General features: G+C 68.6%; 14 protein-coding genes and 1 pseudogene. All 15 read right to left on the reverse strand.

Features of this window, described 5'->3' with window-relative positions; all coding sequences use genetic code 11:
- Positions 1–150: 150 nt before the first annotated feature.
- A complete protein-coding gene (gene atpD / locus VG899_06580) occupies positions 151–1602 on the reverse strand; it encodes a F0F1 ATP synthase subunit beta (protein ID HWA66019.1) in 1452 nt (483 codons plus the stop codon).
- Positions 1603–2523, reverse strand: a complete 921-nt coding sequence (locus VG899_06585) for a F0F1 ATP synthase subunit gamma (protein ID HWA66020.1) — start codon at positions 2521–2523, stop codon at positions 1603–1605.
- Between the two features lie 35 nt (positions 2524–2558).
- Positions 2559–4091 (reverse strand): annotated as a pseudogene (atpA, locus tag VG899_06590) (F0F1 ATP synthase subunit alpha).
- Positions 4092–4113: 22 nt separating this feature from the next.
- Entirely contained in the window at positions 4114–4941 is an 828-nt protein-coding gene (locus VG899_06595) for a F0F1 ATP synthase subunit delta (GenBank protein ID HWA66021.1), read from the reverse strand.
- Complete coding sequence (locus VG899_06600) at positions 4942–5502, reverse strand: F0F1 ATP synthase subunit B (GenBank protein ID HWA66022.1); 561 nt, start codon at positions 5500–5502, stop codon at positions 4942–4944. It abuts the gene before it with no gap.
- A gap of 9 nt (positions 5503–5511) precedes the next feature.
- A complete protein-coding gene (gene atpE, locus VG899_06605; protein HWA66023.1) occupies positions 5512–5775 on the reverse strand; it encodes an ATP synthase F0 subunit C in 264 nt (87 codons plus the stop codon).
- A gap of 40 nt (positions 5776–5815) precedes the next feature.
- Entirely contained in the window at positions 5816–6544 is a 729-nt protein-coding gene (gene atpB, locus VG899_06610; GenBank protein ID HWA66024.1) for a F0F1 ATP synthase subunit A, read from the reverse strand.
- A gap of 8 nt (positions 6545–6552) precedes the next feature.
- On the reverse strand, positions 6553–6978 hold the full coding sequence (locus VG899_06615) for a hypothetical protein (protein HWA66025.1): 426 nt from the start codon (positions 6976–6978) through the stop codon (positions 6553–6555).
- Positions 6979–7255: 277 nt separating this feature from the next.
- Complete coding sequence (locus VG899_06620) at positions 7256–8368, reverse strand: MraY family glycosyltransferase (GenBank protein HWA66026.1); 1113 nt, start codon at positions 8366–8368, stop codon at positions 7256–7258.
- A 105-nt stretch (positions 8369–8473) separates the two neighbouring features.
- Positions 8474–9070 (reverse strand): low molecular weight phosphatase family protein, encoded by a 597-nt coding sequence (locus VG899_06625; protein HWA66027.1) that lies wholly within the window; start codon positions 9068–9070, stop codon positions 8474–8476.
- A 3-nt stretch (positions 9071–9073) separates the two neighbouring features.
- Entirely contained in the window at positions 9074–9715 is a 642-nt protein-coding gene (locus VG899_06630; GenBank protein ID HWA66028.1) for an L-threonylcarbamoyladenylate synthase, read from the reverse strand.
- On the reverse strand, positions 9712–10518 hold the full coding sequence (gene prmC, locus VG899_06635; protein HWA66029.1) for a peptide chain release factor N(5)-glutamine methyltransferase: 807 nt from the start codon (positions 10516–10518) through the stop codon (positions 9712–9714). The genes VG899_06630 and prmC overlap by 4 nt, the downstream gene beginning before the upstream one ends.
- A complete protein-coding gene (gene prfA, locus VG899_06640; protein ID HWA66030.1) occupies positions 10515–11576 on the reverse strand; it encodes a peptide chain release factor 1 in 1062 nt (353 codons plus the stop codon). Before prfA ends, prmC begins: the two co-directional genes overlap by 4 nt.
- A gap of 50 nt (positions 11577–11626) precedes the next feature.
- Positions 11627–11839: a 50S ribosomal protein L31 gene (gene rpmE / locus VG899_06645; protein HWA66031.1), complete on the reverse strand. Its 213-nt coding sequence runs from the start codon at positions 11837–11839 to the stop codon at positions 11627–11629.
- Positions 11840–11947: 108 nt separating this feature from the next.
- Positions 11948–12946 (reverse strand): transcription termination factor Rho (gene rho, locus VG899_06650; GenBank protein ID HWA66032.1); only part of this gene is annotated, 999 nt, incomplete at its 5' end.

The following is a 12946-nucleotide window of genomic DNA, read 5'->3' on the forward strand; positions in this document are numbered from 1 at the left end:
TTGAGCGCGGTCAGCATCGGCACGTGCCCCGGCAGCAGCTCGAACTCGCCCTCTTCACCGGGCGCCTGCAGGCTGTCCGTATCGGTGTGCGCGATCACGCCCTTGGGCGTGACCACGTTGACTCCGAGGAACGTCGGCAGCGACGACATCTCAGCCCCTCTTCGCGAGCTCGGCGGCCTTGTTGCGGACGTCGTCGATCGTGCCGGTCATCTCGAACGCCTGCTCGGGGAGGTCATCGCACTTACCGGCGAGGACTTCCTCGAAGCTGCGGACCGTATCCTCGCGCGAGCAGTAGATGCCCTTGAGGCCGGTGAACGTGGTCGCGACGTCGAACGGCTGACCGAAGAACTTCTCGATCTTGCGCGCGCGCGACACGGTGAGCTTGTCGTCTTCCGAGAGCTCGTCCATGCCGAGAATCGCGATGATGTCCTGGAGGTCCTTGTAGCGCTGCAGGATCTTCTGCACCTCGCGGGCGACCTTGTAGTGGCGGTCGCCGACGACGGCAGGCGTGAGGATCGTCGAGGTCGAGTCGAGCGGGTCGACGGCCGGGTAGATGCCCTTCTCCGTGATCGCGCGGTTGAGCACCGTCGTCGCGTCGAGGTGGGCGAACGCGGTCGCCGGCGCCGGATCGGTCAGGTCGTCGGCGGGCACGTAGATGGCCTGCACCGAGGTGATCGAGCCGTCCTTCGTCGACGTGATGCGCTCCTGGAGCTGACCCATCTCGGTCGACAGCGTCGGCTGGTAACCCACGGCCGACGGCATGCGGCCGAGCAGCGTCGAGACCTCCGAGCCGGCTTGGGTGAACCGGAAGATGTTGTCGATGAACAGCAGCACGTCCTGCTTCTGCACGTCACGGAAGTACTCCGCCATCGTCAGGCCGGCCAGCGCGATGCGAAGCCGGGTGCCCGGCGGCTCGTCCATCTGCCCGAACACGAGGGCCGTGTCCTTGAGGACGTCGGCCTCCTCCATCTCCAGGTAGAGGTCGTTGCCCTCACGGGTGCGCTCGCCGACGCCCGCGAAAACCGAGCGGCCACCGAACTGCTGCGCGACCCGGCGGATCATCTCCTGGATGACGACGGTCTTGCCGACGCCGGCGCCGCCGAACATCCCGATCTTGCCGCCGCGCACGTACGGCGCGAGCAGGTCGATGACCTTGATGCCCGTCTCGAACATCTCGGTACGAGGCTCGAGCTCGTCGATCGGGGGCGACGGGCGGTGGATCGGCCAGCGCTCGGTGACCTCGATCGCGTCAGCGGTCGTGTCCAGCGCGTCGCCGAGCACGTTCCACACGTGGCCGAGCGTCGCGTCACCGACCGGCACCGAGATCGGCGCGCCGGTGTCGTGCGCCTCCGCGCCGCGGATCAGACCGTCGGTCGGCTGCATCGAGATGGCACGGACCATGTTGTCGCCGATGTGACCGGCGACCTCGAGGGTCAGCGTCCGGACGTCCTCGCCGAGCGTGCGCTCCACCTTGAGGGCGTTGTAGATCTCGGGCATCTCGTCGGGAGCGAACTCGACGTCGACGACCGGGCCGATGACCCGGACGACGCGGCCTGTCCCGCCCTGCTTGGCAGCAGCCTGCTCGGTTGCGGTGGCTGTCATTTAGAGCTCACTTCCTGTCCCGGCGAGCGCCTCTGCGCCACCGACGATCTCCATGATTTCCTGCGTGATCTCAGCCTGGCGGGCCGCGTTGGCGTCCCGCGTCAGCTTCTTGATGAGCTCGTCCGCGTTGTCGGTCGCGGACTTCATCGCGCGACGGCGCGCGGACTGCTCGCTCGCCGCCGCGTCCAGCATCGCCGCGAAGATCCGAGCGGTGAGGTACTGCGGCAGCAGCGCATCGAGGACGCCCGCGCCCTCCGGCTCGAACTCCATCAGCGCCGTCGACGCACCCGCGTCCTCGCCGTCGGCATCCGGCACGTCGGCCGGATCCAGCGGCAACAGCCGGGAAACGGTGACCTTCTGCGTCGCCATCGACTCGAAGCGGGTGTAGACGAGGTGGATCTCGTCCACGCCGCCGTCGGTCGAGCCTTTGACGAACTGCTCGAGCAGGTCGTCGGCGACCGCTTTGGCGTCCTCGTACGACGGCTGCTCCGAGAAGCCGCTCCACGAGTGGCTGATGTCACGACCGCGGAACCGGTAGAAGCCGACCGCCTTGCGGCCGACCAGGAACGGCATCGTCTGCACGCCCTGCTCGCGCAGCTTCGCCGTGGTCTGCTCGCCGGCCCGCAGCACGTTGGCGCTGTAGCCGCCGGCCAGGCCGCGGTCGCTGGTGATCAGCAGCAGCGCAGCGGTGCCGACGCTCTCCCGCGGCGTGGTCAGCGGGTGGTCGGCCGTCACGACGCCCGGCGCGGTCACGGTACGCACGACGTCGGTGATCGCCTCGGCGTACGGACGTGACGCGGCGATCCGTTGTTGCGCCTTGACGATGCGAGACGCCGCGATGAGCTCCATCGCGCGCGTGATCTTCTTCGTCGACTGCACCGACTTGATGCGCCGGCGAGCCTCGCGGAGCTGAGCACCCATGAGAGTTAGGCGTTCTCGCTCGGCGCGGAGGTCTCGAAGGTCTTCTTGAACTCATCGATCGCGTTCTGCAGCTGGTCGACGATGTCGCCTTCGATCTTGAGGTCGCCGATGATCGCGTCGTAGATGCCCTTGTGCTGGCGCCCGACGAAGTCCAGGAAGTCCCGCTCGAACCGGGAGATGTCCGCGACCGGGATGTCGTCGAGCGCGCCCGACGTACCGGCCCAGATCGACACGACCTGCCGCTCGACCGGGTACGGCGTGTACTGCGGCTGCTTGAGCAGCTCGACCAGGCGGGCACCGCGCTCCAGCTGCGCCTTCGACGCCTTGTCCAGGTCGGAGCCGAACGCTGAGAACGCCTCCAGCTCGCGGTACTGCGCGAGGTCGAGGCGGAGCCGGCCCGCGACGCTCTTCATCGCCTTGGTCTGCGCGTTGCCGCCGACTCGGGACACCGAGACGCCGACGTTGATCGCCGGCCGCACCCCGGAGTTGAACAGGTCCGTCTCGAGAAAGATCTGGCCGTCCGTGATGGAGATGACGTTGGTCGGGATGTACGCCGACACGTCGTTGCCCTTGGTCTCGATGATCGGCAGGCCGGTCAGCGAGCCGCCACCGAGGTCGTCGGAGAGCTTCGCGCACCGCTCGAGCAACCGCGAGTGCAGGTAGAAGACGTCGCCCGGGTAGGCCTCGCGGCCGGCCGGCCGGCGCAGCAGCAGCGAGATGTTGCGGTAGGCGTCCGCCTGCTTGGACAGGTCGTCGAACACGATCAGCGCGTGCTCGCCGTTGTACATCCAGTGCTGGGCGATCGCGGAGCCGGCGTACGGGGCGATGTACTTGAAGGCGGCCGGGAACGACGCCGGAGCGGCGACGATGGTCGTGTACTCCATCGCGCCGGCCTCTTCGAGCGCCGCGTGCACCTGGGCGACCGTCGAGCCCTTCTGGCCGATGGCGACGTAGACGCACTTGACCTGACGCTTCTTGTCGCCGGACTTCCAGCCGTCGCGCTGGTTGATGATCGCGTCGAGGGCGACCGCGGTCTTGCCGGTCTGCCGGTCGCCGATGATCAGCTGGCGCTGACCGCGGCCGATCGCGGTCATCGCGTCGATGGCCTTGATGCCGGTCTGTAGCGGCTCCTTCACCGGCTGGCGGGCCATGACGTTCGGTGCCTGCAGCTCGAGCTCGCGACGCTCGGTCGCGGCGATGTCGCCCTTGCCGTCGAGCGGGCGGCCCAGCGGGTCGACCATGCGGCCGAGGAACGCGTCGCCGACCGGGATCGACAACACGTTGCCGGTACGGCGTACCTGCTGACCTTCCTCGATCCCGTGGGACTCGCCGAGGATGACGCAGCCGATCTCGCGCACGTCGAGGTTCAGGGCGATGCCCAGCAGGCCGCCTTCGAACTCGAGCAGCTCGTTGGTCATCGCGGAGTACAGACCCTCGACGCGGGCGATGCCGTCGCCGGTGTCCGTCACGACACCGACCTCGTCGCGCGAGGCCTTCGGGTCGTAGGAGGCGACGAGACCCTCGAGGGCCTCCCGGATCTCCTCGGGACGGATGCTGAGCTCGGTCACTACGTACTCCTCGGTTCGAACTTCAGGCGCGAGCCGGGCGGGCGCCCGACCGGCCGGTGAGCTTGCGGCGGGCCTCGTCGAGCTGACGCGCCACACTGGCGTCGATCAGCTCGTCACCGACCCGGACGGTCAGACCGCCGATGAGAGCGGGATCGACGACGACCTGGAGCTGGAGCTCGTGCCCGAACGTCCGGCTCAGCGCCGCCGCCAGGCCGCTGTGCTCCTCGTCGGTCAGCTCGACCGCACTCGTCACGTGTGCGATCAGCCGCTGCCGGCGCTTGGCGGCGAGCCCCGACAGGTCACGAAGCGCACCTTCGAGGGTACGGCCGCGCGGCTCCAGCACGACCCGCTCGATCAGCGTGTACGTGACGGAGTTGACCTTGCCGTCGAGCAGCCTGTGCAGCAGCTCGCGCTTGGCATCGGCGGGCAGGCTGCGGTTGGTCAGCGCGTCGCGCAGACCGGGTTCGGCGTCGAGGATCCGGCCGAAGCGGAACAGCTCGTCCTCGACCGCGTCGAGCGTGCCCGCGGTCTGCGCGGTGATCAGCGCGGCGTCGACGGCCACCTCTTCCATCGCGTCGACCAGGTCACGGCTCTGCGACCAGCGCGATCGCACCGCGGCGCGAACCAGCTCGAGCGCCGGGTCGCCGAGCCGCGAGCCGAGCAGCCGGTCGACGACGCTGACCTTCGCGGTGCCTGTGGCGGCGGGATCTGACAGCGCCCGGCGCAGCGACGGCTGGCCACCGAGCATCGTCACGACCGCGAACAGGTCACCGGACAGCCCGCTGAGGTCGCCCTCGGCAGGAAGCTGGTCGGTCAGTCGACCCAGCGAGTCCCGGCTCGCACCTTGCATTTAGTTCGACCCCGCGAGCTCGCCGGAGCCGACACCGGCGATGAAGTCCTCGACCAACTTTCGCTGGCGGGCGTCTTCACGCAGCGAGTCGTGCACGACCCGCTCGGCGAGCGTGGTGGCGAGCTCACCGATCTCGGAACGCAGCGCAAGGATCGCCTGCTGGCGCTCGGTCGCGATCCGCTCCTCAGCGGCCGTGAGCATCTCCTCGACCCGGGTCTGGGCCTCGTTGCGCGCCTCGTTGACGATCTCGGCACGTTCGGCCTGCGCCTGCTCGCGCAGCCGCGTCGCCTCACGCTTGGTCTCGGCAAGCGCCTCGGCGTACTCGCGCTCCGACTGCTCCAGCTTCGCCTTCAGCGCCTCGGCGTCGTCGAACTGCTTCTGGATCGCCGCCTGGCGCTCCTCGAGCAGCTTGACGATCGGCGGAAGCGCCTTCTTCCAGATGATCAGCAGGATGACGACGAAGCAGATCAGCTCGAAGAAGAACGTCCCGTTGGGAATCAGGAAGTTGTTCGTCTTGTCACTGCTGCTCGACGCAGCGGTGACAACGAGCGGGTGCAGCACGGGTCAGCCTTACTTGCCGAGCACGAAGGCGAACAGCGCGGCGAACGCGAGGTTGATGAAGTACGCCGCCTCGACCAGACCGACGGTCAGGAAGAACTGACCGGTCAGCTGGCCCTGTGCCTCGGGCTGCCGCGCGATGCCGCTGATCAGCGCGTTACCGGCGATACCGTCACCGATACCGGCACCGATCGCGCCACCGCCGAGCGCCAGACCAGCGCCGATGATGCCGCCCGCCTTGGCAATCGCCGCGGGGACTGTGGTTGAAGCCGCCACTGTTTCTCCTTAGTTGCGTACACGCCCGATCCTGGGCGCGTCAGTGCTCCTCGGCCGTTGCCATGCCGAAGTAGAGGATGGTCAGGAACGAGAAGATGAATGCCTGGATCGGGGCGATGAAGCCCGAGTCGAAGAACTTCCAGATGATGTTGAACGGGCCGTACATCCAGAACAGGTACGTCGGCAGCAGCGCGATCACGGCGAGCATCACCCCGCCCGCGAAGATGTTGCCGAACAGACGCAGCGAGAGCGAGAGCGGGTTCACGATCTGCTCGAGCAGCAGGATGAAGGTACGGATGCCGGCCGGCTTCGCGCGGAACCAGTCACCGACGTAGCGGGTGCCCTTCCGCTTGAAGCCGAGGTAGGTGTAGAGCGCGGCAACCGTGATCGCCATCGCGTAGACCAGGTTCGTGTCCGCGGTCGGCGGGCCGAGCCGCTCCGGGCTGTGACCCGACGGGATCCAGGCGAGCCAGTTGCAGAACAGGATGAAGAAGAACAGCGTGACGCCCAGCGGGATCAGCCACGGGGGGACGTCGTGGCCCACCGCGTCCTCGACCATCGTGGTGGCCTGCCCGTAGACGAGCTCGACGACGATCTGGAGCTTGTTGGGCACTCGGCTCGCGGCCTTCTTGCCCACGTAGAGCATGAACACGACCGTGATCAGTCCGGCAAGGACCGTCGTGTATATCGTGTCGTAGTTGAACGTCAGCCCGATGAAGCTGAAATGCGGGTGGTCGCCGACGGTGATGTCGGCGGGCAGGCTCGCCACGGCGGGCATCACGCGGGCAACACCACCCGGCGCAGGGGCTTGAGCAGGAGCGACATCATGTCGATCTGGAACGCGACCAGCCCGACGAAGATCCCCCAGCCGTTGGTGCGCCACAACGCGGCGACCAGGAACGCGAAGACGGTGATCAGCCCGAGCCGGGCCAGCGAGGTCTTCATCACGGCGGTCTTCGGGTTCGCCACGTCCGCGTTGAGCGCCCGGGTGTCGGTCCAGAGCTTGCGGGCGTTGTAGCCGCCCATGCCGAGACCGACGCACACGAACAACCCGATCGCGGGCCGGCCGCAGGCGAACCCGGCGACGACGGCGACAACGCCGAGCGCGCAGGCAAGGATCAGCGCGTTGCGATAACCACGCGCGACGGCGCTCCATTGAGCGTCGAGGGCCACCGGTTCCTCACTGTTCGTCGGATCGGACATCGTCGTCTGGTCTGGCGGATTGAGTTGTGGGGGTTGAGGCTCCGTGCATTGAAGGCGTGCTGGCGCGGGTAAAAGGCCGGATCACCTGAAACGCCCCCGCGGCACCGCCCACGATACCAACCGCCGTTCCGAGCAGTGACAACAGGGGGGACGTTCCCCACTCGTGGTCGGCGAGCACCCCGAGGAAGACGCCGATCCCCACACACACGCCGAACATCGCGCCGATGCCCAGCAGCGCCGGAAGGGTGATCGTCGGCGGTCGGTTCGGGGCGCTCACCTAGACCCGCGGGTGCCGGTGGGCCAGCCGCAGCCGAGGCATGTTGGTGGCGAGCAGCAGCACCGCGACCACCGCGAGGACCGCCGAGACGATCACCAGCGGGCGCCCGCGCGAAAGGCCGATGGCGACGGTCCCGCCGGCGATCAGCGCCGACCAGGTGTACATGATCAACACCGCGCGAGCGTGCGAGTGGCCGAGCGTGAGCAACCGGTGATGCAGGTGTTGCTTGTCCGGCGCCCACGGCGCGCGCCCGGCGCGGCTGCGGCGTACGACGGCGAGCACCAGATCCACGATCGGGATCGCGAGCAGCGCGACGGGCAGCAGCAGCGGCAACAGCGTCGGAACGAACCCGTAGTAGCCGATGGCGTTGGGGTCGAGCTGGCCGGTCAGGCTGACCGTCGCAGCCGAGAACACCAGCCCCAGCAGCATCGATCCGGAGTCGCCCATGAAGATCCGCGCCGGGTTGAAGTTGTGGGGTAAGAATCCGAGGCAGGCCCCGGCGAGCACCGCCGCGAGCAGGGTCGGAGCGGTCGCCCGGTCGATGTGGTGGACGACGGACAGCTCGTAGGAGTAGGCGAAGAACGACAGCGACGAGATCGCGACGACGCCCGCCGCGAGCCCGTCGAGGCCGTCGATGAAGTTGATGGCGTTGATCGTCACCACCACGAACAGGATGGTCAGCGGCACGCCCAGGTCGGAGTCGAGGGAGAGCGCGCCCCCGCCCGGCATCGGGATGTAGAGCAGCTGGACGCCTTGCAGCACCATGATCCCGGCGGCCACGATCTGTCCGGCGAGCTTGGTGAGCGCATCGAGACCCCACTTGTCGTCGGCGGCGCCGATCAGGACGAGCACGCTGCCGCCGAAGAGCACGCCCTGGGCGTCGCTGGACTCGAAGACCCGATGCAACGTCGGCAGCCGGCTGGCCACCAGCAGTCCCGAGCAGATGCCGGCGAACATCGCGATGCCACCCATGCGAGGCGTGGGGATCGTGTGGACGTCGCGGTCACGAACCTCGGTGAGCGCTCCCGCGACGACGGCGAGTCGCAGCACGTAGGGCGTCAACAGGTAGGTGACGGCGGCGACCACAAGCCCGGTGAGCACGTACTCGCGCACGGCGGGTCGTGACCTCCTCCGCCTCGATTGTGGCTTCACTGTACGACGCCCGGTCGCAAGCACCCCGCTCGGCCGAGCCGGGCGTTTCCGCGCCCTCCGGTCGCGTCAGAGCAGCGCGAGCGGAACGTCGAGCGCCCCGGCGATCAGCTCCGCCGCCCGCTCGTAGCCGGCCGGCTTCCCGCCGTACGGATCCGGCACGTCGTCGTCGGCGGGATCGTCGAGCGGGACGTAGCCGCGGCGGCCGAAGGCGACCTTGGTGAGAGCGCGGAAGCGCGCTGCCAGGCCGTCGGCGGGCGGCACGTCAGCGGCCGTCACCCCGGACAGCAGCCGGGCGTACTCGAGGAGGGTCACCGTGCGCGCCGCCGCCCGGGGCGACATCATGACGATCTTCGCGCGGTGCTCGCGGGTGAGCGCCAGCACCAGGTCGGCCGCCTCGATCAGCTCCGGACCGAGCGCCTGCGCCGTGAAGCCTTCCGGATCGCCGCCGTAGCGCCGCAACGTCTCCGCCGCCTCGGGCTGCATCGGCTCGTCGACCAGGCCCCACGTGCCGGCGCTGGACACCTCGATGCATCCCGCATCGGCGCCGAAGCGCTCGTCGAGACGCGCCCGCAACAGTCGCTCGGCGAACGGCGAGCGGCAGATGTTGCCGGTGCAGACCAGCAGGATCCGGTAACGCTGAGCACCATCGGTCGGCTGCGTCACCGCTCAGCCCTCGAGATCCGGTACGACCTCGCGAAGCGCTTCGATGTCGAGCGCGCCGGCGCGCAACAGACGCGGCTGATCGCCGGTCACGTCGACGATCGACGACGGCACCGCGTCGCCACTGGGACCGCCGTCGAGATACACCGACACCGCCGCGCCGAGCTGGAGCCGGGCGTCGAGCATGGTCGTGGCCGGCGGATGCCCGGAGCGGTTCGCGCTGGAGACCCCGAGCGGGCCGGTGCGGGTGATGAGGTCCTGCGCGATGTCACTCGCCGGCATCCGGACGGCGACGGTGCCCTTGCTGTCGCCCAGATCCCACACCAGGTGGGCGGTGTGGCGCAGCACCAAGGTGAGTGCGCCGGGCCAGAACGCTTCGGTGAGCGCGGCCGCGGTCTCCGGCATCTGGTCGACAAGGGCGTTGAGCATGCTCGGCGAAGCGACCAGCACCGGAACCGGCATGCTGCGGTCACGCCCCTTCGCCACCAACAGGCCTTCGATCGCCTGCGGCAAGAAAGCGTCGGCGCCGACGCCGTACACGGTGTCGGTGGGCAGCACGACGAGCTCGCCGCTGCGGATCGCCGCTGCGGCCTCGTCGAGACCGGTCTCGCGCTCCTGCGGGTCCGCGCAGTCGTAGACCTTGCTCATTGCGCAGGCCTGACCGCGGTGGTGAATCGAAAGCGGCCGGTCAGATCACGGTGGTCGACGACATCGCCGAACCCCGCAGCGACCAGCAGCTCCGGCACGGACTCGTGCTGTCGCTCCGAATGCTCGACGACCACGCTGCCGCCGGGGCGGAGCAGAACACGCGCCCGATCGACGACGCGACGGATCACATCGAGCCCGTCGACGCCGGCCCACAACGCCTCCGCCGGATCGTGGTCGCGGACCTCGGGCTCGACGAGATCACGCTCGTCGATCGGGACGTACGGCGGGTTGGACACCACGACGTCGATCATGGCCTCGGCATCGGTGGGCGCATCAGCCAGGTCGGCGTGGTGCACGGTCACGCGCGGCTGTCCGGCCGCGTTCTTGCGCAGCCAGGCAACGGCCATCGGCGACGCCTCGACGAGATCGACCCTCGCGCGCGGGTGCTCCTTGGCGACCGACAGACCGATCGCTCCGGAGCCGGCGCACAGGTCGACCACCCTCGGTTGCGCCGCGTGCGCAGTGTGCGCAGGGCCGGCGATCGCGCGCAGCACCGCGTCGACGAGCAGCTCGGTCTCCGGCCGGGGGATGAACACGCCGGGGCCGACGGCGAGGTCGAGATAGCGAAAGCCCGCCGAACCGACCAGATGCTGCAGCGGCACGCGTGAGGACCGCGCGGCGACGAGCTGCTCCGGGTCGAGGTCGCTGACCTCGGCGTGGCGCAGCAGCTCTCGCGCGTCGTACATCGGGCTTGCAACGCCGGCCGCCTCGAGCCGTCGCGCGGCCTCACGAACGCTGATCACGAGTCGTCGCCGCCGAGCGCCGCCTTCGTGTCGGCGTCGGCGAGCGCCTGCACCACCGCGTCGAGGTCGCCGTCGAGCACCTGGTCGAGGTTGTAGGCCTTGTAGCCGACCCGGTGGTCGCTGATTCGGTTCTCCGGGAAGTTGTAGGTGCGGATCCGCTCGCTGCGGTCGACGGTGCGGACCTGGCTGCGACGCGCTTCGGAGGCCTCCGCGTCGGCCGCCTCCTGTGCGGCCTGCAGCATCCGCGCCCGCAGGATGCGCATCGCGCTCTCCTTGTTCTGCAGCTGCGACTTCTCGTTCTGGCACGACACGACGATCCCGGTCGGCACATGGGTGATCCGGACCGCGGAGTCCGTCGTGTTGACGCTCTGGCCGCCGGGCCCGGACGACCGGTAGACGTCGATGCGCAGGTCGTTGGGGTCGATGTCGACCTCGACCTCCTCGGCTTCGGGCAGGACGAGCACGCCGGCGGCGCTGGTGTGGATGCGACCCTGCGACTCGGTTGCCGGCACCCGCTGCACCCGGTGGACGCCACCTTCGTACTTCAGCCGGCTCCACGGCATGGGCTCGCCGCGGCCGCGTACCGCAAGCGTCGCGTCCTTGTAGCCGCCGAGGTCGCTCTCGGTGGCATCGAGCAGCTCGGTCTTCCAGCCCTGCCGTTCGGCGTAGCGCAGATACATGCGCAGCAGGTCGCCGGCAAACAATGCGGACTCGTCGCCGCCCTCGCCTGCCTTGACCTCGACGATCACGTCCTTGTCGTCGTTGACGTCGCGCGGGATCAGTAGCACCCGCAGGTCGTCGGTCAGCGTTGCGAGCGCGCTTTCGAGATCGGGGATCTCGGTGCGGAACGACGGGTCGTCCTCCGCGAGCTCCTTCGCCGCGGCCAGGTCGTCGCCGGTACGTCGCCACTCGGCGTACTTCGCGACGATCGGCCCGAGCTCGGCGTAGCGGCGCCCCACCGAGCGAGCCTTGGCCTGGTCGCCGTGGATCGCCGGATCCGACATCTGCTTCTCGAGCTCCGCGTGCTCGGCAACCAGGTCGTCAACCTGCTCGAACACGACAGACTCCAGATCGGTGGTAGCGGGTGGTCAGGCGCAGCTGACCGGCGCTACTTGCCTTTCTTCGCGTACCTCTGCTCGAAGCGGGCGACCCGGCCGCCGGTGTCCAGGATCTTCTGCTTGCCCGTGTAGAACGGGTGGCAGGCCGAGCAAACGTCGGCGTGGATGACGCCGTTCTTGGCGGTGCTGCGCGTGGTGAAGGTGTTGCCGCAGGTGCACGACACGGTCGTCTCGACGTACTCAGGATGAATGTCGGGCTTCATTGCGTGCTCCTTGTCGATGGTGGTCGCCGGGTCCCCGAATGCGGGGTGAACCGGTACCGGTCGTTCCAGTGTGCCTGAAGTTGAACCGCGGAGGGATCCGCGTTGTTCCTAGCTGCCGCCCTCGCCCGGGCTGGTCTTCTGGACCTGGAGCAGGAACTCGTAGTTGCTGTGGGTCTCCTTGAGCTTGGACAGCAGCAGCTCCATGCCCTGCTGCGCATCCAGCGCGTGGAGGACCCGACGCAGCTTCCAGATGATCTGGAGCTCTTCGGGCGAGAGAAGGATCTCCTCCTTGCGCGTTCCGGACGGGTCGATGTCGACCGCCGGGAAGATGCGCTTGTCCGCGAGCTTGCGGTCGAGCTTGAGCTCCATGTTGCCGGTGCCCTTGAACTCCTCGAAGATCACCGTGTCCATCGTCGATCCGGTCTCGACGAGCGCGGTGGCGAGGATCGTGAGCGACCCGCCGTTTTCGATGTTGCGTGCCGCGCCGAGGAAACGCTTCGGCGGGTAGAGCGCGGTCGAGTCGACACCACCGGACAGGATTCGGCCACTCGCCGGCGCCGCGAGGTTGTAGGCGCGGCCGAGCCGGGTGATCGAGTCGAGCAGAACGACGACGTCGTGGCCGAGCTCGACGAGCCGCTTGGCACGTTCGATCGAGAGCTCCGCGACGCTCGTGTGGTCGGACGGCGGCCGATCGAACGTCGACGCGATGACCTCGCCCTTCACCGAACGCTGCATGTCGGTGACCTCTTCGGGCCGCTCGTCGACGAGGACGACCATGAGGTGGCATTCCGGGTTGTTGGTCGTGATCGCGTTGGCGATCGCCTGCAGGACCATCGTCTTGCCGGCCTTGGGCGGCGAGACGATCAGGCCACGCTGACCCTTGCCGATCGGCGCGACGAGGTCGATGACTCGGGTCGTGTAGACGTTGGGCTCGGTCTCCAGGCGCAACCGCTCCTGCGGGTAGAGCGGGACCAGCTTGGCGAAGTCCTGCCGCTTCTTGGCTTCTTCGGGGTCGAGCCCGTTGACACTGTCGAGACGGACGAGGGCGTTGAACTTCTCGCGGCGCTCCCCCTCGCGCGGCTGTTTCACCGCTCCGGTGACCGCGTC

The sequence above is a fragment of the Mycobacteriales bacterium genome (assembly GCA_035550055.1).
In the GTDB taxonomy this organism is placed as follows: Bacteria; Actinomycetota; Actinomycetes; order JAFAQI01; family JAFAQI01; genus DASZTV01.